This is a genomic window from Paenibacillus segetis, assembly GCF_014639155.1.
Taxonomy (GTDB): Bacteria; Bacillota; Bacilli; order Paenibacillales; family Paenibacillaceae; genus Fontibacillus; species Fontibacillus segetis.
Genome location: NZ_BMFT01000002.1, coordinates 442,798 through 465,304 on the forward strand (window position 1 = coordinate 442,798; position 22,507 = coordinate 465,304).

Annotated in this window: 19 protein-coding genes and 2 riboswitches; of the genes, 15 read left to right on the plus strand and 4 right to left on the minus strand. The window is 41.3% G+C overall.

What is annotated here, in order from left to right; genetic code table 11:
* Nucleotides 1-86: 86 nt before the first annotated feature.
* Complete coding sequence (locus IEW05_RS18180; RefSeq protein WP_229753497.1) at nucleotides 87-620, plus strand: hypothetical protein; 534 nt, start codon at nucleotides 87-89, stop codon at nucleotides 618-620.
* 52 nt (nucleotides 621-672) lie between these two features.
* Here IEW05_RS18180 and IEW05_RS18185 read toward each other — a convergent pair whose 3' ends face one another.
* Together IEW05_RS18185 and IEW05_RS18190 are read right to left on the minus strand one after the other, a co-directional pair.
* Nucleotides 673-1,596, minus strand: a complete 924-nt coding sequence (locus IEW05_RS18185) for a GNAT family N-acetyltransferase (RefSeq protein ID WP_188541265.1) — start codon at nucleotides 1,594-1,596, stop codon at nucleotides 673-675.
* 62 nt (nucleotides 1,597-1,658) lie between these two features.
* Nucleotides 1,659-3,029: an NAD-dependent epimerase/dehydratase family protein gene (locus IEW05_RS18190; protein ID WP_188541266.1), complete on the minus strand. Its 1,371-nt coding sequence runs from the start codon at nucleotides 3,027-3,029 to the stop codon at nucleotides 1,659-1,661.
* Between the two features lie 307 nt (nucleotides 3,030-3,336).
* Here IEW05_RS18190 and IEW05_RS18195 point away from each other — a divergent pair, with 307 nt between their 5' ends.
* The 14 genes from IEW05_RS18195 to IEW05_RS18260 all read left to right on the plus strand — a co-directional run bounded on the left by IEW05_RS18195 (nucleotide 3,337) and on the right by IEW05_RS18260 (nucleotide 20,121).
* Complete coding sequence (locus IEW05_RS18195) at nucleotides 3,337-4,509, plus strand: glycosyltransferase family 4 protein (RefSeq protein WP_188541267.1); 1,173 nt, start codon at nucleotides 3,337-3,339, stop codon at nucleotides 4,507-4,509.
* Entirely contained in the window at nucleotides 4,506-5,579 is a 1,074-nt protein-coding gene (gene wecB, locus IEW05_RS18200) for a non-hydrolyzing UDP-N-acetylglucosamine 2-epimerase (RefSeq protein WP_188541268.1), read from the plus strand. The genes IEW05_RS18195 and wecB overlap by 4 nt, the downstream gene beginning before the upstream one ends.
* 107 nt (nucleotides 5,580-5,686) lie before the next feature.
* Nucleotides 5,687-5,771, plus strand: a riboswitch (cyclic di-GMP riboswitch).
* A gap of 112 nt (nucleotides 5,772-5,883) precedes the next feature.
* A riboswitch (cyclic di-GMP riboswitch) is annotated at nucleotides 5,884-5,968 on the plus strand.
* A gap of 81 nt (nucleotides 5,969-6,049) precedes the next feature.
* The gene (locus IEW05_RS18205) at nucleotides 6,050-7,438 is read left to right on the plus strand and encodes a glycosyl hydrolase family 28-related protein (protein WP_188541269.1); all 1,389 of its coding nucleotides are present in this window, start codon (nucleotides 6,050-6,052) and stop codon (nucleotides 7,436-7,438) included.
* Nucleotides 7,439-7,818: 380 nt separating this feature from the next.
* Entirely contained in the window at nucleotides 7,819-8,346 is a 528-nt protein-coding gene (locus IEW05_RS18210) for a YveK family protein (protein WP_194434138.1), read from the plus strand.
* A gap of 48 nt (nucleotides 8,347-8,394) precedes the next feature.
* The gene (locus IEW05_RS18215; protein ID WP_188541271.1) at nucleotides 8,395-9,405 is read left to right on the plus strand and encodes a Gfo/Idh/MocA family protein; all 1,011 of its coding nucleotides are present in this window, start codon (nucleotides 8,395-8,397) and stop codon (nucleotides 9,403-9,405) included.
* An 18-nt stretch (nucleotides 9,406-9,423) separates the two neighbouring features.
* Nucleotides 9,424-10,761, plus strand: coding sequence for a nucleotide sugar dehydrogenase (locus IEW05_RS18220; protein WP_188541272.1), 1,338 nt, complete (start codon nucleotides 9,424-9,426; stop codon nucleotides 10,759-10,761).
* A 15-nt stretch (nucleotides 10,762-10,776) separates the two neighbouring features.
* Nucleotides 10,777-11,361, plus strand: coding sequence for an acyltransferase (locus tag IEW05_RS18225; protein ID WP_188541273.1), 585 nt, complete (start codon nucleotides 10,777-10,779; stop codon nucleotides 11,359-11,361).
* 3 nt (nucleotides 11,362-11,364) lie between these two features.
* The gene (locus IEW05_RS18230) at nucleotides 11,365-12,492 is read left to right on the plus strand and encodes a DegT/DnrJ/EryC1/StrS family aminotransferase (protein ID WP_229753499.1); all 1,128 of its coding nucleotides are present in this window, start codon (nucleotides 11,365-11,367) and stop codon (nucleotides 12,490-12,492) included.
* 9 nt (nucleotides 12,493-12,501) lie between these two features.
* Nucleotides 12,502-13,821, plus strand: a complete 1,320-nt coding sequence (locus tag IEW05_RS18235) for a lipopolysaccharide biosynthesis protein (RefSeq protein WP_194434139.1) — start codon at nucleotides 12,502-12,504, stop codon at nucleotides 13,819-13,821.
* A gap of 2 nt (nucleotides 13,822-13,823) precedes the next feature.
* A complete protein-coding gene (locus IEW05_RS18240; RefSeq protein WP_188541275.1) occupies nucleotides 13,824-15,206 on the plus strand; it encodes a polysaccharide deacetylase family protein in 1,383 nt (460 codons plus the stop codon).
* Between the two features lie 25 nt (nucleotides 15,207-15,231).
* Nucleotides 15,232-16,317, plus strand: a complete 1,086-nt coding sequence (locus IEW05_RS18245; RefSeq protein ID WP_188541276.1) for a glycosyltransferase family 4 protein — start codon at nucleotides 15,232-15,234, stop codon at nucleotides 16,315-16,317.
* A gap of 29 nt (nucleotides 16,318-16,346) precedes the next feature.
* On the plus strand, nucleotides 16,347-17,591 hold the full coding sequence (locus IEW05_RS18250; RefSeq protein WP_194434140.1) for an O-antigen ligase family protein: 1,245 nt from the start codon (nucleotides 16,347-16,349) through the stop codon (nucleotides 17,589-17,591).
* A complete protein-coding gene (locus IEW05_RS18255; protein WP_188541278.1) occupies nucleotides 17,557-18,678 on the plus strand; it encodes a glycosyltransferase in 1,122 nt (373 codons plus the stop codon). The genes IEW05_RS18250 and IEW05_RS18255 overlap by 35 nt, the downstream gene beginning before the upstream one ends.
* Nucleotides 18,679-18,693: 15 nt before the next feature.
* Nucleotides 18,694-20,121: a sugar transferase gene (locus tag IEW05_RS18260; RefSeq protein WP_188541279.1), complete on the plus strand. Its 1,428-nt coding sequence runs from the start codon at nucleotides 18,694-18,696 to the stop codon at nucleotides 20,119-20,121.
* Nucleotides 20,122-20,138: 17 nt separating this feature from the next.
* Here IEW05_RS18260 and IEW05_RS18265 read toward each other — a convergent pair whose 3' ends face one another.
* Both IEW05_RS18265 and IEW05_RS18270 read right to left on the minus strand, forming a co-directional pair.
* Entirely contained in the window at nucleotides 20,139-21,509 is a 1,371-nt protein-coding gene (locus IEW05_RS18265) for a glycosyl hydrolase family 28-related protein (RefSeq protein ID WP_188541280.1), read from the minus strand.
* 3 nt (nucleotides 21,510-21,512) lie between these two features.
* Nucleotides 21,513-22,502 (minus strand): LCP family protein, encoded by a 990-nt coding sequence (locus IEW05_RS18270; protein ID WP_229753501.1) that lies wholly within the window; start codon nucleotides 22,500-22,502, stop codon nucleotides 21,513-21,515.
* Between the last annotated feature and the right edge of the window lie 5 nt (nucleotides 22,503-22,507).

Sequence of the window (22,507 nt, forward strand, 5' to 3'; positions counted from 1 at the left end):
TCCGTTTTAACTTTGTTGTGACCCTTTTTCTGAGCCCAAATCATATAATAGAAATATGAAGAGACCGAACACCAGAAAGGCGGAACATGATGATGAAGAAACTGATTAAAGTATTGATGCCATTAGTCCTGATTGTTGCTATGTCTTCGTTTCTTACACCGGGTTTGCGAGCGGCACAGCCAGATGATATCGCTGTTTCGCAGGGAGCTAGTACTAGCACGTTGACTGTGTATATTGATCAATTAAATATAAATAAGGATGGCGGAACGGTAACTGTGGACCCTATCCAATGGTATGAAGGTGAAGCAGCAGAAGTGGCTTTTCAAGCGAATGAGCCTGATGCGGGAATCGATGGCCCTCCCGATGGATATTATATTGTGAACGACGATGAGCAACTGACTCGTTATCCTGTGGCTAAAGATGCTGAAGTACTCATGCAGATATATGATCGTACTGGAAATTTGGAAGATATGGATATCCAATGGAATGAACTCATTAGTCTGGAGAAATTCGGAGAAATCTTCTCGCATAATGAACTGATTGATCTAAGTCAATTTCCTTATCATATAACCATCAAGGATGGGCAAGTGGTTCGTATCGTACAGCAATTCATCCCTTAAAATACTAAAAATTTATTTTACAAAGAAAGGCTATCCCGTTAGTAGAATGAATCTACTTCTGGGATAGCCTTTTTATGAAGTAATACCAATATCGTCCAGCGCGTAATACTTCCTTTAAGCCAGGTTTCTTAATTACGTAATAGGGAACCAGAGTTCCGCCCCAATCTGACTTGGATTCAGAAATGGAGGCAATATTTGCTCCAGTGAAGTCGAATCTAGTAATTCCAATCGACTCCAGATCTTTGAATTCATAGGCTTGCAAATGTTGTACAACGCCACCAGAGAGATGTGCACTCTTGGATCCTGCAATCCAGCCGATCGCCTGGGATTGATTTAGGATTAAAGAGATATTTGCGCTGACGGGCTCATTATCTTTTGAATAACAAATGTAGCAACGGAAGGCGTCTTCGCCCATTAAATCTCTTGCAAGTATCAGGTCTTGAACGGACAATTGGTGACTGAACCCTTGTCTTTTCTCGGTTTCAATCAAGCACTGATATACGTGCTCCATATTATCAGACCTAATAGATCGATAACCCGCTGCTTCCGCCTTTCTGATTTTGTTACGTATGGCTTTACTTGCCTGTTCCAGTGAATACGGAAGATCAACACAGTATGTATATTTAACGTCCGCTCTAAATCCCCGCCATGTAAAAGGACGAATGTCGGAAATGTCTGGAGGTAAGTTAAGGATCACAGACCCGCGTACTTTAAGCAATTTATCAATCATCTGATTCGCAACAATATGCCATTGCTTATTTATACGGTAGGGCTTAGTGGTTGAAGAGGTGTGGAACATGATCGGATGATAAGGATTCTGAGGTGGAAGGAAGAAGTTGTTACGTTTATTCAAAAAAAATAAACACTCACCATAAGCCTCAGACTGAGGGGTCTGAAACTGGGTGTTCATGACGGTGCACTGCCATTTCTGACGATTGAATTCTGCCCATCTAGCTAGAGGTGTTTGCTCAATCATTATCTGAATGGAGATCTCCTTTCGTAAAAATAATTCTCTGCCTTAATCTTGCACTATCGCAATTAACTATATTGTATGTCTGAGCTTAGATGGATGATAGCTTCAATAGATTGTTGCTTCAAACGTTCTACTACGACTGATGCTTCTTTGAAGGGCGCATTGGATAACAAAATGCGTAGTTCGCCATCCTGAGTTAAACCGATATAGTCGGTCTCGCGCAAATAGCTCTCTATATTGTACAGTAATTTATCGTCATAAGGAACATAATTTAACAAAGATAGTAGGGTATAGTCCGTATTAAATTTTTTCTTAGCCTGTTCCCTAGAACGAATAACAGCATCGAAGATGTCTGTTTTGAGTACGGGAGTTCCCTCTAAATAATGCTCGCTTTGACTGAGATATAGGCTACGAATATGGCGAGATAAGGAAGAGGTGATGAGTTCATTCTGAATATGTGCTTCATTTAAAGATGAATCATTTCTGGTTACTGGATCTGCTGAACGTGGAGTTACATTATCTGATTGCATAAGCCACTCGTAAGTTTTACGGAGTCCAAGCTCAAGACTGAATTTAGGTTCCCAATTCATGGCACTGCGTAGTTTGCTATTATCCAAAGTCGAGCGGAATATATCGCCAGGCCGAGGACTCATATTAACTACCCCAGGGAGTGGTTGAAGCTTGGATAAAATTTCAATCAAGTCGTTCACGGAACTTTCCGTATTCGTAGAAAGGTTCATGATTCCTGATTGTAAAGAATGATCTAAGGTGGCGGTATAAATAGCGTCGGCAATATCTTCTACATAGATGAAGTCTCTGGTTTGATCCCCGCTACCATAAACCTGTAGTTCCTGTCCGTTACGGAGTCGTTCCATGAAGATAGAGACAACGCCGCCTTCGCCGACTGAGCCTTGGCGTGGGCCATACACATTGGCGAATCGAAAGCATAGGGTATCTAGGTTGTAAAGCTCGCTCCACTTATCGCAATAATATTCACCGAGCAGTTTGTTAATGCCATATGGTGACACAGGACGACAGTGTAAGGTCTCAGACAAAGGGACTTCATCAGTCATCCCATATACAGCAGCTGAAGAGGCAAAGATAAATTTTTTGACTTGGTATTTTGCGGATAGTTGGAGTATATTCGTTAATCCAAGAATGTTGGATTTGGTATCGGCATAGGGGTTTTCCATGGAAGTAACGATATTGATCTGCGCAGCAAGATGGATAACAGCGTCGATTTTATGTTGTTCGAATATGGACTCGCAAGCGGGGCTCTCAACATCAATAATATAGGATGTATGTTGATATTGAATGTTTTTGAGATTTCCGGATGACATGTTATCGATAAGGATCACATCATGACCCTCTTGATAGAACTTTTCCGCAACAAATGAACCGATAAAACCATAGCCACCGGTTATTAAAACTTTCACAATGTCACCTCTAACGAATAAGTTGAGTTAATGTCTATTAGATTCATCATATATGGTAAGGCAAATATTGTAAACCAATTCAAGGAAATTAAAGAAGAAATCTCATATAATAGGGTAATTATCAAAATGGTAATCTATCAGGCATTCAAATTTAACTATAAATGGTCAGTATTGTAATATTGAATTGCCGCTGATATATTTAGTTGTGACCGATTGTCATACCGAGATCTAGCGGGATTGGCGATCCGTCATCGTTAGTTATTTTGGGTGGATCTGAGTTGATTAAATTGATTGGTGGAGGATCAGAGTGTCCAAGAAAGTTTTATTCTGTGCTACAGTGGTATCCCATTTGACTGCATTTCACCAACCTTACTTGCGGTGGTTCAAAGAACAGGGGTGGGAAGTTCATGCTGCGACCCATGGGGAATCATCGGTTCCATACGTAGAGAAACAATTTAACATTTCGATTCAGCGATCTCCTTTTAAGTTGGACAACCTTAGAGCATACATAGAATTGAAAAAAATTATAGACAAGAATGAATACGACATTATTCATTGCCATACACCGATGGGTGGAGTTTTAACACGCCTTGCTGCTCGGAAAGCCCGTCGACGTGGGACAAAAGTCATTTATACGGCACATGGGTTTCATTTTTTTACGGGAGCTTCGTCAATTAACTGGTTAGTCTATTATCCAGTGGAGAAGATGCTTTCTCGATACACAGATTACCTGATTACAATGAATGAAGAGGATTACACTCGGGTCTTACGTCGGCATTTCAAGGCTAAGAATATCACCTTCGTACATGGTGTCGGAATCGATTTCGACAAATTTAGACCGGTATCCGCTGAAGAAAAACGGCAGTTACGGTCGGCATATCAGATTGGTCAGGATAAATTTGTACTGATTTATGCTGCTGAGCTAAGTAAGCGTAAGAATCAGAGTCTGCTGTTCGAGGTGGTACGACAACTGAAGCAACACATTCCAAATCTACAATTATTGCTTGCTGGGCAAGGCGATTTGGAGGAGTACTACAAGAAAATGACACATGAAATGGATCTGACGGATACCGTCACATTTTTGGGCCATCGGAAGGACATGGACAAGATTTATTCTTTAGCCGATATTGCCGTCTCATCCAGTACGCAAGAAGGATTACCAGTTAATATTATGGAAGCTATCGCTTCAGGTCTTCCAGTAGTAGCTACGAACGTAAGAGGTAATCGTGATCTAGTAGAAGAGGGAGTTCATGGATTCTTAATTGGATTGAACGACCAGAATGCATTCGTTAAACGGGTTCTGGAGCTTTACGCTAGTCCCTTGCTGCGTGAAGAAATCGGTAAGCGACGGGATCTGTTAACGGAGAAATATTCCGTATTGAAAGTGTTAAATGAAGTTACTCCTATATATATGGAGGCTGTTTTCAAATCACAAGACAGCTCCATAACAATTAATGAGCGAGGTGGGTTAGGGCTATGAAGACGATTATGACGATTGTTGGTGCACGCCCCCAGTTTGTAAAGGCTGCTCCGGTATCCAGAGAATTAAGGAAACGATATAAGGAAGTCTTGGTGAATACAGGTCAGCACTATGATCATAATATGGCGGGAATCTTTTTTGAGGAGCTTCATATCCCACGTCCCGATTACGATTTAGGTGTCGGTTCTGCGTCTCACGGTAAGCAAACGGGCGATATATTGATCAAAATAGAGCGATTGATTGAGGAAACGAAACCTTCTGCTGTTCTAGTATATGGGGATACCAACTCTACTTTGGCTGGATCTCTAGCGGCGAGTAAGCTTCATATTCCACTGTTTCATATTGAGGCGGGGTTGCGAAGCTATGATAAAGAGATGCCTGAGGAGATTAATAGAATCCTAACTGATCATGTGTCTACTTTGTTGTTTGCCCCTACGGAATCGGCTGTAAGAAATTTACAGGCTGAAAATATCACGAAGGGTGTGCATTTGGTAGGTGATGTCATGTACGATGCTGTACTACATAACTATAATCTTACAGAAGAAAAGTACAAGCTAGATACATTTGGGGTACATCAAGGGAACTACTATCTTAGCACGATACATCGAGCTGGTAACACGGATGACCCTGCGCGATTGCAAGCCATTATTCATTCGCTCTTGGCTCTTAATGAGACAGTATTATTTCCGATTCACCCACGGACTGAGAAAATGTTGAGAGATTTGAAATTGATAGAAAAGGATGCAACCTCGGGTAATATTCGATTTATACCTCCCGTTTCATATTTGGAAATGTTGCTGTTGGAGCGCCATGCTAAAGCCATTATCACGGACTCTGGAGGCGTTCAAAAGGAAGCGTACTTCGCTAAAGTTCCTTGTTTTACATTGCGTAATGAGACGGAGTGGGTTGAGACTGTTGAGAGTGGGTGGAACACATTAGTTGATCCATTAACAATGGACTTGAATGCCATCATTTCTGCCCATCAATGCGGACCCTATATCGACAATTTATACGGTGATGGAAAAGCTTCTGTTAGTATCGTGAAACAAATCTATGATTATTTAGGGTAATTGTATATTTTAGGGTTTATATATAGAAATTTTAAAAAATAGGTTTGCAGATTCATAGATTACATGCTACTATTTATCCATAGATTACTAATTTTATTACACCTGATATGTCGAAATGGCAAACTATGTGAAAGCATAGGACGCAAAACTAGAGGGGCTTCGTGAGAAATCACATGCTAGCCAGTTTCCAAAACGCTCAGGTTCTGTTTTTGAGGAACCTTTGACATGACAAATGTTAATGAGGTTCTTTTTTTCTTTCTACGAAATAATTTTTGAAGCTAGTAATTTCAAATTGAATATGAAAGCTACGAAATGGCAAACCGCATGAAAGTGTGGGACGCAAAACTAAAGGGGCTTCGTGAGAGATCACATGCCAGCCAGTTCCCGAAAGTTTTCAGGATGAAACTGAGAAGATCCTGGAACAGGGATCTTCTTATTTTTTTATCCATATTGAATTTGGAGTGATTGATATGATGAATCGTTATTTTAAGAGAATAGCTGTAATAGCAATTACCATAATGATCAGCATATTTTATAGTACTCCTGGTTATACAGTTCAAGCCTCAGCGGGCTCGAATCAGAATATAATCAATGTGAAGGACCACGGTGCTAAGGGAGATGGACGTAGTGATGATACGGCGGCCATTCAACAAATACTAGATTCTGTAGATGGCAACGGGGCGACGGTATATTTTCCAAAAGGAACTTATATGATTAATCCTTCAAAGACTTTACTAGTTAATAGTTTAACGAAGATACTTGGCGATGGTACAAGCTCGATCATCAAAGCCAACGATAATAACTTTGGCTGGGAACTGATGCGGCTACATGGACATGATATTGAAATCGAAGGTATCGTTCTGGATGGTAATATGGCTGTGAATCGTATATTGGTTATTGACCCGGGCAGCTCAGCAATCAAAGTGAGTAATAGTATCCTTTCAAATGCAACTCATAGCAAAGATTCGCAGAGTGAATATTATACGGGAATTGTGACGGGGGTTATGATATACGGCAACACGGATCGTATTACGATAGACAATACGGAAGTGAGTCATATCTCGGCGGTGAACTTAACAGCGGATAGTCTTATTGCAAGGGGAATATACGTAACGACATCATGGGGATCGAACGAAAAAGTAGGGACTAACGTATCTATTACGAATTCTCATATCCATCATATTGGTCCTGCTGATGATGGTGATGGAATTTATTATGAAGATAGAAATCTTGAGAATGATAAGGCTCAAGACACAAATAGTCTAATTGCTAACAACGTATTTGATAACAATGCGAAACGTGCTATTAAGCTTTATGCACAAGGTATTACGGTTAGAGATAATCGTATCGTTAATTCATATCTGAAGAACAACTATTATTATGCTGGAAATGATAAAGGCAAGCAGGCTCCTGATATGTATGCGGGTATAAGCGTATATGGATCTAACAATACAATCAAGAATAATACGATTGGTGGCGTAGGAAGTTATTATGCTGCAATCGAAGTGAGTTCCTGGCAAACGGTTAATAACGTAAAGATTGACGGTAACCAAATTACAATGGGAGCTAAGAGTTCTACTGTTGGAACTACGGCTATTCGATTAGGGAACACTAAAGACTTTAGTATCGTTAACAATCAAATTGAGAACGCCGATAAAGGGATTTGGACCTGGCAAAATGCTGAGAAGGGATCCATCGTCGGCAATGTGATTCAAGCCACACAAGGCGGTATCGATTTAACAACATATGTGGAGAATTGTACTCAAAAGAATATTGTTCTTCGTAACAATACAATTAAGGGCAAAGCCTTTAACGTTCAATTGGCTAAGACGAACGTCAATGTAGAAGTGATCAGTTAATCTAGCTAGTTTTATAGTAAAGACTCTTTTTCGAGATTAATCGAAAAAGGGTCTTTTTTGTCATATAATTCTAGTGAAATTGGTTATTTTATATAATTAGAGAAATATAATATAAAAAGGAAAAAAGAGGATTCCAAGTATTCTATTTTGTGTTAATATAAGTATGAATTCCAGGTGACTTTTATCCTAGACAATGAAGTGTGGGGAGCTTTTTTGCATAAAATTTTATGCATTGATTCGTTCGGTAACTGGAGTAACTTTAGTTTGAGGTGAATAAACATTTGGAGATCTTTAATCTAGTGCGGGTAATTGGTCGGCATTTTATTGCGTTTGGATTTACGCTTCTATTGTGTGTGGGGGGCGTTTTTTTAGTTAATAGCATGGTTAAACCGCAATATCTGGCAACTGCTAGTCTTGTTGCGACCATTGCTTCGAACGAATCAGGGACGTATAACGAATTTTTGGCAAGCCAAATGTTAACCAAGACTTATGAAGATGCGATACAGAGTCGTTTTATTGCAATCGAAGCACAGAAGAAGTTGGAGACTTCCGAAACCGTCTTTGAACTTCTTAAGCGAGTTACGGTCAGAACAGATCCAGGAACTTTGGTCATTTTGTTATCTGCTACTCATGATAATCCTAAGGATGCCGTAGCAATTGCCAATGCATTCGCTGAATCGTTTATTGAGAAATCAAGGAAAATTGTGCAGAGCGCGAATGTAATTGTGTTGGATTATGCCAACATGGAGGATGCATCCATACCAGTAAGTCCCAAGAAACTATTTAATTTAGCGATAGGAAGCTTTATTGGCCTTTTTGCAGGCCTTAGCGTTGCACTTTTCTTGGAAAAAAGAAGGTCCTTACATAAGAGTTCTCGCAAAGATAAAACGGACAACATTTATAGTTAATATATTGACGAACAAAGCATATATTCTGTGATGGGGTTGAGGGCGATTATGATTCATTTTGCTATTGTGGGCTGCGGTCATATTGCAAATAAGCATATTGAGGCCATTGCTATGACTGAAGGGGCTAAGTTGGCTGCACTTTGTGATACGAATATAGCAAGGCTTTCTGAACTGAAGGAAAGGAATAATGTTCCTGTATTCTCTAACATGACAGATATGCTGGAGCAAGAACTTCCAATCGATGTCGTATGTATTTGTACTCCAAGCGGATTACATACTGGGCTAGCGGTAGAAGCGGCAAATGCAGGTAAGCATCTCGTGATCGAGAAGCCGATGGCATTAACTCTGGATGATGTCGATGCAATAACCCAGGCTGTGCGAAGAAATGGAGTAAAGGCAACAGTTGTTCATCCAAATCGGTATCGCCCAGCTATTCGATATTTGCAGGATGCATTAAGTCGGGATGCGTTCGGCAAGCTTAGCCACGTGAACGTGGCTGTGCGATGGAACCGGGGTCAGGCTTATTATGATCAAGCCTCCTGGAGAGGAACGCATGCGATGGATGGCGGAGTATTGATGAATCAAGCGATTCATAGTTTGGATTTATTAATTTGGTTGTTTGGTCCAGTGGCTGAGATCAAGTCATTTGTAGATACGCGGATTCGTGATATTGAAGCTGAGGACACGGCAGTTGCCGTACTTAGATTTAGTAATGGCATTCTCGGTATTGTTGAGGCTACCACAACCATTTATGAACAAAACTTAGAAGAAACTATTTCTGTTTTTGGTGAGAATGGATATGCAGTTATTGGTGGCAGAACGGCAAATTGGATCAAACAATGGAAGAGTGCCTCCATAACGGAAGAGGAAATTAATCGAGTAATTCAAGAGGTAGATTTAGATCCGTTTGGGGTTTCAGGCCATCAGCGTATTATAGAAAATCTAGTCCATGCGATTCAAGAGGGTATAGAACCTGATATTACGTTAGAAGACGGCCGGGAGGCAGTCAAGTTGGTGGTTGACATCGTCTCGAAGGGCAAAGCGGAGTTGTATTGTTAATAAGATCGGGGGATATCCATGAATAGAGAAGTGTTCAAAACTCATGATCTTAGCGCAGAACTAATGAACAAATTACATAATAAAGCGGCAGTGATTGGGGTTATCGGTCTTGGTTATGTCGGATTACCGTTGGCGGTTGAAAAAGCGAAAGCAGGTTACCATGTCATTGGTTTCGATGTTCAGGAGCAAAAAGTCAACATGGTGAACAGTGGATACAATTACATTGGGGATGTCATCGATGAGGATTTGAGAGGTATGGTCGATAGTGGACTTCTAGAGGCTACTTTAGATTATTCATTTTTAAGTACGGTGGATACGGTGGCCATTTGTGTACCTACACCTCTTGATATTTATCAGCAACCCGACACCAGCTATGTAGAGAAATCAACACAGGAAATTGCAAAATATCTTCATCCTGGCATGCTGATTGTATTGGAGAGTACGACATATCCAGGAACGACAGAAGAGCTAGTTAGACCTATATTGGAATCAACAGGACTCAAATGCGGCGAGGACTTCTTCTTAGCCTATTCTCCGGAACGCATTGATCCAGGGAATAAGTTATTTAACACCAAGAATACACCTAAAGTAGTCGGAGGTGTTACGAAGGCGTGTTCGAAAGTGGCCGAGGAGCTATACAAACAGGTTCTAGATGGAGAGGTGTACGTTGTATCCAGTCCAGCCGTCGCTGAAATGGAGAAGATCTACGAGAATACATTTCGTCATATTAATATAGCACTTGCCAATGAAATGGCCGTTTTATGTAATCGTATGGGTATAAACGTATGGGAAATGATCGATGCGGCGAAGACGAAGCCTTATGGTTTCATGGCATTTTATCCTGGTCCAGGGCTGGGTGGGCATTGTATACCTATTGATCCATTCTACTTAACTTGGAAAGCGAGAGAATATAACTACCATACCCGTTTAATTGAACTTGCCGGAGAAATCAATAATTCCATGCCAGAATTCGTGGTTCAGAAGATTGGTGAGATCCTGAATGAGGATGGGAAACCTATTCGAGGGTCAAAGGTGTATTTACTTGGTGTCGCCTACAAAAAGGATATTGATGATTATCGGGAGTCTCCTGTGCTCAAAATGATTGAATTACTTCAGGAGCGAGGGGCAATCGTTTGGGTTAGCGATCCTCATGTCCCTACGTTCAAATACCGCGGAATAAACTATGAATGTATTGAATTGACAGAAGAACGAGTTGCTGAGGCGGATATAACGGTTATCGCTACTGACCATTCTCAATTTGATTTTGAGATGATAGGCCGCGAATCCAAAAGTTTATTCGATACTCGTAATGCGATGAAGTTTAATACGAAGCCAGAGAGATATCATTTGTTATAGCGGGGAGCGGGAAGCATGACGAATCATTGGGCACATCCTACAGCAATTATTGATGAAGGAGCAAGCATTGGCGAAGGGACGAAGGTGTGGCATTTCAGTCACATTTCTCCGAAAACGATAATTGGGGAACAGTGCAGTCTGGGACAGAATGTATATGTTGCTTCGAATGTCACGATTGGAAATAGTGTGAAAATTCAGAATAATGTCTCGGTATATGAGGGCGTTATTCTAGAGGACTTTGTCTTTTGTGGACCAAGTATGGTATTTACAAATGTTCGTACGCCAAGATCTGCATTCCCACGTAACACAAGTGAAGATTATCGACCTACAGTAGTCAAACGTGGCGCTTCGATTGGAGCCAATGCAACTGTTGTCTGTGGCGTGACGATTGGAGAATGGGCATTTGTGGCAGCGGGGGCGGTAGTGAATAGAGATGTACCTGCTTATTCTCTAGTGGCTGGTGTTCCAGCAAAGGGTATGGGGTGGGTATGTGAATGTGGAAGTACCCTAACCTTCCGTGACCAGAAATCCGTGTGCCATGATTGCGACCGAGAATACGAACGAAATCAAGATATAGTACGTAAAACAAAGGATGTGTAGACGATGACCAAACGTAATGAATCTACCACCATGAGAATTCCTGTACTGGATCTAAGTTATGAAATGAAGGACTTGAAACCACAAATTTTGAACGCAATAGAAGATGTGCTAGATCAAGGTGCATTTATTATGGGACCAAAAGTGAAAGAATTCGAGCGAAATGTTGCCGAGTACTTGGGAGTCCGATATGCCGTCACGCTGAACTCTGGAACAGATGCCTTGGTTATCGCACTTCTTGCTGCAGGCATTGGAGAAGGTGATGAGGTTATCACGACACCATTCACATTTTTTGCTAGTGCTGAAGCGATTAGTCGGATCGGAGCGACTCCGGTATTTGTAGATATTGATCCTCATACATATAACATTAACCCTCAGTTACTGGGATCCGCCATTACTTCGAGAACCAAGGCAATTATTCCAGTCCACTTGTTTGGTCAATCCGCAGATATGGATCCTCTTCTCGCGGTCGCTGCACAACATAACCTCATCGTCGTAGAAGACGTTGCTCAAGCTTTTGGGGGCGAATATAAAGGGCGTAAAGTTGGGACTATTGGAGATATAGGATGTTTTTCATTTTTTCCATCTAAAAACTTAGGTGCCTATGGTGATGGTGGACTTCTAGTCACGAACGACCAAGAGCTAGCAGAAAAGTCAGCGATGCTTCGCACCCACGGATCTAAGAAGAAATATTACAATGAACTGATTGGATTTAACTCACGGCTTGATGAGATTCAGGCGGCGATATTAGGAGTTAAGTTACCACATATTGATCCTTGGAATGAAGGCCGACGTGAGGCTGCTGCACGTTATAGAGAGCTATTGGGGGACGTGGAAGGTATTATTTTGCCTGAGGAAGTGTCTTATTCTAGACATGTATACCATCAATATACCCTGAGAGTATTGAACGGTAGACGGGATGAATTGCAAGCTAAGCTTGAGGAGAATGGTATCAGTTCCATGGTGTATTATCCTGTACCAGTCCATAAACTTCCTGTTTATGAATCTATAAATGCAAGTATGAGTGTAGCCGAAACATTATCGTTTGAGGTACTATCCTTGCCGATTTGGCCGCAAATTGAGGCTTCAACCCAGCAATATATCGCTGGAAAAATAAAAGAAGCACTTCAATAGTTAGGAACGATGATGCTGAAGTATTTAAAAAAATTTACCTTGGATAGCTTCTTTCGGAATGTTGTAGTTCTCGCACGAGGAACTGTGATCAGTCAGATCCTTATTTTATTGACACTTCCTTTAATAACTCGATTCTATAATCCTTCTGAGTATGGTGTGTACTCAATGTATACCTCCATTATCTCTATTATGCTTATGCTGGTATCTTTTTCGTACGAGAACGCGATTACTTTGCCAAGAGAAGACCGTGTAGCAAGCAGTATATTAAGTCTATCTCTACGGATATGTGTGTTCGTTAGCCTTTTGGGTGGAATCGGAGTTTATTTCCTAGCCAACCCCTTATCTGTATGGACAAATGAACCGGATATTAAAGAGTATTTCGCATTTTTTTTCTTTAGTTTACTATTCGGGGGCATCTATCAGATCCTCAATGCGTGGTCGATACGGAAGAAATATTTTAAACAGATTTCTCGGACTAAGTATACACAGAGTATATCACTCGTATCCTCACAACTGATATTTAGCGGTATTGGTATGGGTCCTCTAGGTCTGATCATTGGGGATGTTATTGGTAGATTGGGTGGATTAATCCCACAATGGCGATTGTGGCGCAAGGATATCGATAAGCAATCTATAAAGGTCACCAGAGAAGAGATAAAGGAGAGTGCTTATCGCTATCGGAGATTTCCGATGTTTTCGACTGCTTCTAATTTACTAAATAGTTTGGGAATCTATTTGCCAACGATTCTATTAGCTGCGTTTTATGGGCCGCAAGTGGCGGGTTGGTTTGCTTTGGGTCAACGAATTTTAGGCTCTCCAATGACTCTTATCACGACATCTGTAATGAGTGTTTATTTGTCAGAGTCTTCGCAATACATGTTACATTCTCCTCATAAAATGTATCCACTATTTATAAAAACTGCTCGTAATGTATTTTTGATTGGCGTTGCTATCGTTCTGGTTATGGTATTTATTGCCCCTTCGACCTTCTCGTTCTTATTCGGAAATGAATGGGAGAAGTCAGGTCAATTTGTTCGTATCCTTGGTTTTATGTATCTTAGTCAGTTTGTAGCCAATTCCGTTGGTACAACGATTGATGTCATGGAGAGACAAGACCTACATTTATACCGGGAGATTATCCGTACGACGATTGTGCTAGGTGCGATATTACTGGCGAAGTATACAGGCCAGGATGCTGTAACGGCGGTGATGTATTTCAGTACTGCGGCAACCCTTGGCTATATAATCCACTTTGGAATGTCTTGGACTGCGATTAAGAAGTATCGATATCTCGAGGAGGAGACTCAAGAGGTGGAGAGGGGGATATAGATATGCTACTTATACGCTGTCCATTATCGCATTTGCCTGAAAGAGAATACATCTATCGTGTTATTCTTGAGGAATTTCTGGGGATTCCCTTTGTACTCAAATGTGAAGAACGTTCTGATCTAGAAATGACAATGTCAGAAGAGAATGAACATAAGCTAATTCTCTCGGATGTCCTGTTGCAAACGGAAGAGGCATTATGGCTTACTTTGGATTCATTGCCTTCAACTCCATTGGATAGGATGGTGATCGAGGAGGTTGGAGTTGACCTCCCAGTCATTTATGGAGTTTCTAGTGAAGATAAGCATTGGATTGATATGGATAGTGAAATGATTCACTGTAGGGTGGATGTATTTGGAAGCTGCTTCTTCATGTTAACCAGATATGAAGAAGTAGTCATCGCAGATCGGGATCAACATGATCGATTCTCCGCCAAGCATTCCTTAGCATATCGTGAAGGCTTCTTAGACTATCCGATCGTAAATGAATATACCGAATTACTATGGTCGTTAATGAAGCGAATGTGGCCTGGATTAACTCGTAAAATCAGAAAACACGCATATGTGATCAGCCATGATGTGGATTATCCTTTTTTTATTTTTAATCGAAGTCGATTGAGTATAGCCAAAGAGAGTCTGGCCGATGTTGTACGTCGTAGGCAGTTTGAGATGGGCTTCAAGAAGGCTAGGATGCTCTGGGGTAATAGAACCAATCTGAACAGGGATCCATTCAATACGTTTAACTGGCTAATGGATCAAAGTGAACAAGCTGGCATCCGCAGCTCTTTTTATTTTATTACGGAACAGACGGAACCGGGGATAGATGGGAATTACAGTTTGGATGATCCTGAGATTGGGAAGTTAATGCGTAACATTCATGAACGGGGACATGAGATCGGACTCCATCCAAGTTATCAGACCTATCTGTCAGGTCACCGAATTAAGCATCAATTTGATAGACTACGCCACGCAGCTGAGGCCGCTAATATAGTACAAGACAATTGGGGTGGAAGGCAGCATTTCTTAAGATGGAGGGCTCCAGATACTTGGCAATTCTGGGAAGACGCCGGACTTCAATATGATAGTACATTAGGTTATTCGGACATGCCAGGGTTCCGTTGCGGCGTATGTTACCCATATCCAGTCTTCAATCTACTAACTCGACAACCGTTGAAGCTTATTGAACGCCCTCTGATCGTTATGGAGCAGACGCTTCTTCATCGTGAGTATGCAGGGTTGAACATGGAGCAAGCTTTTGATGCTATAAGTCGATATCGACATCAGTGCACCAAATATAATGGGGATTTCACCATATTGTGGCATAACAGTTATTTAGTACGTTCAAGTCATCTTACACTCTATCAGGCGTGTATAGAGCAATTGATGTAACGCTAATCGTGAAGAAGGGGAATCTATGAAAATTGCTTATCTGATTCATTGGAATGACGGGCCTGACAGTGGCGTATTTAAGAAAGTAATTAGTCAGATTACGGAATGGAACCTCCTTGGGCACGAAGTAACTCTTTTTCTATTTACAAATAGATGGGAAGCAGAGTGGAAGGACGATCTACCTGAATTGCGTTTGGTGACGCAGACCTACGGTGCCGGATTAACTCGTTTCTCCGCATTCCGTAAACTGATTAGCCAAGTGAAAGAATGGCAGCCTGATATCGTATACCATCGGTTTGATCTCTACTATTTTGCTCTACCTACATTATTACGCAGCACTCCATCAATACTTGAAATCAACTCAAATGATTTGACCGAAATGCGATTTGGAGGTAAAGCTAGGTATCTCTACCATCAGCTTACCCGTGCTATGGTTCTTCGGGCTGCAACGGGTTTCGTATTTGTTAGTGGGGAAATTGCAGAGGAAGAACATTATAGTCGCTATGTGAGGGACAAGGTCGTGATCGGCAATGGATTCGCCATGGCTGGTGTATCCCCTGCCGAACCTACGGTTGAAGACAGAATTCGGCTATTCTTTATTGGAACGCCCGGCCAACCTTGGCATGGGGTAGATTCTATTGTCGCTTTAGCGGAAATGAATCAGGATTGGCATTTTGATATTGTAGGCATTCAATCCTCTGATATAGGAGGTCAATTGCCGAATAATATGACTTTTCACGGACGTATGGTCCGGCGTGAATATGAGCCTTTAATGTTAAAGGCGGATGTTGCTATCGGCTCCCTAGCTTTGTACCGCAATCAAATGAAGGAAGCCTCGCCGCTAAAAGTCAGGGAATATCTAGCTTATGGTTTGCCAATAATTATTGGCTACTCGGATACGGATTTTCCAGAGCAGGTTCCATTTATTCTGGAGATTCCCAATACTCCGGATAACACGAGAAATAATCAGGAAGAAATTAGAACATTCGTTACAGCGTGGCATAAGAAACGTGTGGAACGAAGCCAAGTTGCACATCTGGATACTGTAGTTAAAGAAGCTGTTAGGGTGGATTATATGAAGCATATTGTGCAAAACGGCGGCAGAAAGTGAGTATTCATGTTATCTTGTTGCTCCTGTTGATGGTAAGCATGGGTATCTTTATTATCCAGTATCTTCTGTATAAGAAGGTCAAAATAGATGCAGCCTATGTTGTTGGTTTTTGCCTGTATTTTGACATGTTTGGTTACTTCTATAAGTTAGCAATGCCAGGAAATGCGTTGTTCCTATTAATCGCTGTACCGCTGATTCCAGTGGTAATCGCTTGGTTCAGTAAAGATAGAAAAGCGAGGGAAATATTAAGCGATGGCGGCATCTGGTTATGGTTCATTGTTTTACTGTACGGCATCGTTTCTTTAGCTTGGACCACGTATGGTTCAGCGGGCCTGTCAAAAGAAGCGATCCTGATTATCCATGCGATTATTCCAGGGATATACGCCTATATCTTATACAAGAAATACGGCAAGTTTTCTTGGAAAACATTGGCTTTGTTTGGATTAATCTTCGCACTAGTTCATTTACTCTTAGGGGAGTATTCACCTGAGTATCCTGGAAGGTTATCTCTACCAGGTAGCAATCCGATATTAAATGCTCGGATGTCGCTGATTACAATCACCGTGTGCCTATGGAGGCGGGAAATACCTCTATACATTCGTATCATAACGATTACAGCCGCTACCGTCTCAGCTCTAGCAACCCAATCAAGGGGACCGATTGTAGCCTTCGTAATTGCTAATTTGATCGTTCTTGTTTTCTTCATCTATAAGAGATATAAGCATGGAGAATTTAAGCACTTATCTAAATATGTGGTGATATCTATATTCATATTGCTAGCAGGTGTGATCACAGCATCCCAGTATTCGCGAGAGATAGATCAGTGGGTTGGCGGGAGCCGATTTGGCGTATTCTTTGATCGGGCTGAGCTACAAGGTGATAATAACTTTATCGGTCGATTAGACCTGCAGCGTAAAGCAATTGATAAATGGACGGATCACCCCTTTTTTGGTGGAGGGTTGGGGAGTGTAACTCCTCCGATTGCCAGGGACTTTCCACATAATGTCGTACTGGAAATCGCCAGTGAGATGGGAGTGGTCGGGTTGCTCTTATGGTCTTTTGCTTATCTATACTCTATCTGGGTTTCCCGAAGAAACGGTCTTCTTCTTGCGCTATTATTCCAGACTCTCGGAACAGCACTAATAAGCGGGGACTTTGGATTTAATTTCGAGTATGTACTGATTTCAATAGTAGCACTAGCCTTGATACCAAATAACAAAAGAGTGGGGGAAGAGAGTCATGCCCAGGGTATTATTTCTAATTACAAGTTTTGATTATGCTGGAGCCGAAAGCCAAATTATGCACCTTTGTAGGGGGCTTAGATCTAGAAATTATGAGCTTGCTCTAGTAAGTATGATTCAACCGGTTGCGTATCTGGATGAGTTGAAAGAGCTTGGTGTTGAAGTATATTCACTAGATATGAGCAAAGGGATCCCCGACCCGCGTGCCATTGCCAGATTTAGACGTCTGGTTATTCGCTTTCAGCCAGATGTTGTCCACAGTCATTTAGTTCATGCTAATTTATTGGCTCGGATTACTAGATTGTTTGTGCGAATGCCACTTCTCATTTGTACGGCTCATAATATTAATGAAGGTGGAAGGTTAAGAGAACTACTTTATCGGCTAACTGACCCCCTGTGTGAATTGACAACGAATGTGAGCCAGGAAGCAGTAAATCGATATATCGATATTCGTGTCGCTCCGAAACATAAGATAAAACTAGTGCCTAATGGCATTGTAGTAGATCAATTTAAGGGTCTTATTGATTGCGAAGGACATGTTCGTCAGGAATTAGGCATACGTAGTGATGAGTTTGTTTGGTTAGCAGTGGGTAGGCTCGCACCCGTGAAGGATTATGAGAACATGATAACGGCATTCTCCAGAGTCTTGAAACAGCATCCTCACAGTGTGCTGCTAATCGCCGGAATTGGCCCTGATCGCGAGGCTCTAGAGCAGTTATGTCATACGTTACAAGTACAGCAGCAGGTTAAATTTCTAGGTTTAAGAAGAGATATAGCTTCCTTAATGAGCGAAGCGGATGCCTATTTGATGTCATCGAAATGGGAAGGGTTACCCATGGTTCTCTTGGAGGCTTGCGCCAGTGGACTTCCTATTGTTGCAACAGATGTAGGAGGGAATAAAGAGGTTGTTCATGAGGGATCAAACGGATATTTGGCTAAGCCTAATGATAGTCAGCATTTAAGTGATCACATGAATGCATTAATGTCACATTCCCCTACAGCCTTACGGCAAATGGGAGAATGGGGCCGTAATTACGTTGATCAGTATTTTAATATGGATGTCATTATAGAACAGTGGACAAGCATATATGAACCTAGGGTAGTATCACAGAGTTCGTAAAGTGGAGATGATATTGTGATTAAACTGATTCGATTTAGTGGATCAAAGGTTTTTGTACTGTTTCTGGATTGTCTCTTCATATATGTGAGTTATTTACTCGCTTATAATATCAAATTCAAAGGAATGGTACCCGCTCAGCAATGGGACTCTTTCTTTTACTATGGCCCGTGGCTAGGTTTATTGACGGCTATCACTTATTATTTCTTTAATCTATATGATTTTGCAGGTCGCCAAAAGCCTATGAAATGGTTATCCAATCTCATGTTAGCCCATCTTATCTTTGTTGTTGAATTAATTGTGCTTCATTATTGGCTAAAAACCTTCACTCTACCGCGAAGCGTGGTTATCATCGCCTTTATTATCCAAATTGCTTTGACATTTACCCTTCGATTGTTACTGTTCTTCGTACAGACCAAAGGAATAGGTAAGAAGCGAGCGTTACTCGTTGTAAATGGACATGCTTCTTCGGTTAAGACGTTGGAGAAGCTACGGGATCAAGGAGGAATTTGGTTCGATATTCAGCGAGTGCTACTCGTATCCAATGATCATCATCAGGAGCTATCTGTTACGTCATGGGATGGAATTGATATCTTGGTTCTGGGACATGAAATTCCAGCCGTTGTCAAAACGGGATTGATTCGTTCGGCAGGACAACGAAATATCGAAGTACTTATGATTCCTGACTTTTATGAATTGTATTTGATGAAGGCTGAGTTGCAGCAAATCGATGATTTAATGGTATATTCCATGATGCCTCCAGAATTGACACTTTGGGAACGCTTCGCCAAACGGGGAATCGATCTTGTGATTTCAATTTTATTACTCATTATCACTTCACCCGTTTTACTACTTATGCTCATTGTAATTCCAGCTACATCTTCAGGCAAAGCGCTGTTTGTTCAAGAGCGTGTTGGCTTGCATGAGAAAATATTTAAGGTGTTGAAATTTCGCAGTATGGTCGATAATGCGGAGAAGAGTACAGGTCCGATTCTTGCTAGCGCTACGGATTCTCGAATAACGAGGTTAGGGAAGTTTATAAGAGCTACAAGGATTGATGAATTACCGCAGTTGTTAAACGTAATCCGTGGAGATATGAGCTTGGTGGGTCCAAGACCTGAACGCGAGTTCTTTGTTGCGCAGTTTAAGGAAGAATTACCTCATTACACCTACCGTTTAATGGTGAAACCGGGGGTGACAGGTCTTGCACAAGTCATGGCTAATTATACGACTTCACCGTCCGATAAATTGCGTTACGACATGATGTACATCAAGAACTATTCCCCATTACTAGACTTGAAAATTTTGTTTCAGACGATCCTTGTGGTTCTACAACGGGATCAGTCCAAAGGATTGGACCCAGCGACAAGCGAAACTGAGGTAAGTATAGAGAAGTACTTGCAACAATCACAACTAGAGATCGCTGCGGTAAAAGAATCATATTGATAAGTTCCGGATAACCGTTAATCCAAATTAGGGATAGATATAATTTTGTCCTGATGTGCAGAGATCGTGTTGTTCTGTACCTTCACTTTTGATTCAGTATAGGAGAGGGTAGGAGCTAAGAAAAGAATACCGAATTCAACATTTGAAATGGTATTTCGCGAAATGGACCCATGCTGAATTGAGCTAATAGGGGAGAAAATGCCCGATCGCATATTCTTAATGATATTGTTAGAAATGACAAAGTTGCGTATATCTCCAAGTCGTATACCGTTGGTATCGCTAATGTTTGAATTCACCCCATTGGATATCTTGTTATTATCAATGACGATGTCAGTCAACGTACCCATATCAGCCTCAATTGCCGAATAGTAACTACCTACCCCGTCAATAGTATTTCCTGTGACGCTGACATGACTAGCATAGACCGAAATAGCTGAGAACATATCTTGTGGAATAAAATTATCAATAGGATAGAATGTATAAGGATTATTACCATTATATGAGTTGGTAATATGATTATTTTTTATGGAGACCCCTGCTGCTCTGATTTTGATTGCCCTTTTACCGACATGATGAAATGAGTTTCCTTCGATAATAGAATTTGAAAGGATACTTCCGCTTGGTGCTTTATCAAAATAAATACCGTCGGCGTCCTCCCTTGGTGAAATGTAAGAGATGGTGTTACCGTTGATTTGAACCTCTTTGGCATAGGGTTGATCCGGTTCGCTCCAGATCATGATCCCGCGTGCAACAGGTGTTGTCTGATGGATAGCGGAAATACCAGTGATTATAGAATTAGAAATCGTTATTCCAATGGTTTTACCGTAAATGAGTATACCGGAGACTATGGCGTTATAATGTGGGCTTTGGGTATCGGCAGGTTGCGTAAAATTCTTGATTGTACAGTTGGTAATAGTAATATTTTGAGCCCCATTATGAACGCCAATCCCACGTATTAATTTATTGTTTCCCTCAATGACAATTCCTTTGATGGTTATGTTGTTTCCGGTGACCCAGAACGCTTCATAACCAAACTCCTCTTTGCCAGAAAGGTTCTTAAATGAGAGGGTAGGGCTTCCGGTACCGATGATTTGAACATTACTATTTACATATAAGGGTTCAGCTAGGTCGATCAAATAAGTTCCTGTAGGAACAATGACTTGCCCACCAACTGGATGCTTGGCAACAAGTTCAAGTGCTTGGAGGAATGAATCAGTATCATTGGATACTCCATCACCCTTTGCTCCTTGCTTCTTGACGTTTACGCTAAAGGGAGTATCGTTCTCTTTTGCCCAAGACGTCTTAACAGGGAATGAGAATATGAAACCACATAGAATAGTTGTTACCATGAATAGAGAGAAAAATTTTATATTAACAGTCGGTTTCATTTCTTAATCTCCTAATAGTTTCTGGGATTCATTGGCCCATGTCTCCATATCGGGCATCCAATAATACAACTTCGTTTTTACGACTGGATCGAATTCTTTACCACTTTGCCCGGGAAATTGAGTGTATTGGAACTGATCTTCTGTAATTCCTTGAACCATCCAAGCAAGACTGATCATATCGCTATCACTTAGATTAGTATCCAAGATATCTTCTTTGACCTGACTGATGAGGGAAGGGAGATTCTTTAGGTTCTTTGGTTGGAGCAGGGTATATGCTAATGTTTTGAGTACCAACGCTTGATTCGCTTGTCTGCCTGTATCTCCCTCAGAAAGAGATTTTCGCTCCCGAACGAGGTTCAGTGTTTCAGTGCCATTTAAGTGATGATCCCCAGCCTCAAGTATCATATCCACGTAAGTAAACTTGACCGTTTCATCTAGGTGGATATCTAACCCGCCAATCGTGTCAATAAAATGCTCGAATCCTGCGAAATTCGTCTTTACATAATAATTAATAGTAGTAGAACATAAATTACTTACTGCCTGAATGGATGCTTCTGTTCCAGAGTGTTCCCCGCCCTTTAACTCGCTTAGTACATGGGCGTGATTGATTTTGGTGTAACCGATACCTGGTAGATTGACTCTTGTATCCCTTGGGATAGAGATTAGATTGATGGTCTTCTTGGTGGGGTTTACATGGGCTAGTATGATGACATCAGTCCGGGAGGCCTCGTTGTCTCTGGCGTCTGTTCCCAGAAGTAGAATATTGAAGCTGGATTGTTCCTTATCCGCGTCAGTTTTATTCGAGGTGTCTTGTGCAGGTGGGGTGGGGATTGGAGATTCCGTATTCATATTCTGATCCGGTGTAGCCAGTACAGGAATATCTGTATTGCGAAAGTGTTGAGATGGTTCTAATTTCCAGTAAAAATAGAGCCCAGCTCCTATAAAGAGAAGGATAGCTGCACATAAGTAAATGTATTTTCTTGAAATTTTCATTAGGT

Coding starts and splice junctions, on each gene's coding strand:
- IEW05_RS18180 (WP_229753497.1), top strand. CDS start 87: ATGATGATGAAGAAACTGATTAAAGTATTGATGCCATTAGTCCTGATT.
- IEW05_RS18185 (WP_188541265.1), bottom strand. CDS start 1,596: ATGATTGAGCAAACACCTCTAGCTAGATGGGCAGAATTCAATCGTCAG.
- wecB (WP_188541268.1), top strand. CDS start 4,506: ATGAAGACGATTATGACGATTGTTGGTGCACGCCCCCAGTTTGTAAAG.
- IEW05_RS18205 (WP_188541269.1), top strand. CDS start 6,050: ATGATGAATCGTTATTTTAAGAGAATAGCTGTAATAGCAATTACCATA.
- IEW05_RS18210 (WP_194434138.1), top strand. CDS start 7,819: ATGGTTAAACCGCAATATCTGGCAACTGCTAGTCTTGTTGCGACCATT.
- IEW05_RS18215 (WP_188541271.1), top strand. CDS start 8,395: ATGATTCATTTTGCTATTGTGGGCTGCGGTCATATTGCAAATAAGCAT.
- IEW05_RS18220 (WP_188541272.1), top strand. CDS start 9,424: ATGAATAGAGAAGTGTTCAAAACTCATGATCTTAGCGCAGAACTAATG.
- IEW05_RS18225 (WP_188541273.1), top strand. CDS start 10,777: ATGACGAATCATTGGGCACATCCTACAGCAATTATTGATGAAGGAGCA.
- IEW05_RS18230 (WP_229753499.1), top strand. CDS start 11,365: ATGACCAAACGTAATGAATCTACCACCATGAGAATTCCTGTACTGGAT.
- IEW05_RS18235 (WP_194434139.1), top strand. CDS start 12,502: ATGATGCTGAAGTATTTAAAAAAATTTACCTTGGATAGCTTCTTTCGG.
- IEW05_RS18240 (WP_188541275.1), top strand. CDS start 13,824: ATGCTACTTATACGCTGTCCATTATCGCATTTGCCTGAAAGAGAATAC.
- IEW05_RS18245 (WP_188541276.1), top strand. CDS start 15,232: ATGAAAATTGCTTATCTGATTCATTGGAATGACGGGCCTGACAGTGGC.
- IEW05_RS18250 (WP_194434140.1), top strand. CDS start 16,347: ATGGTAAGCATGGGTATCTTTATTATCCAGTATCTTCTGTATAAGAAG.
- IEW05_RS18255 (WP_188541278.1), top strand. CDS start 17,557: ATGCCCAGGGTATTATTTCTAATTACAAGTTTTGATTATGCTGGAGCC.
- IEW05_RS18265 (WP_188541280.1), bottom strand. CDS start 21,509: ATGAAACCGACTGTTAATATAAAATTTTTCTCTCTATTCATGGTAACA.
- IEW05_RS18270 (WP_229753501.1), bottom strand. CDS start 22,502: ATGAAAATTTCAAGAAAATACATTTACTTATGTGCAGCTATCCTTCTC.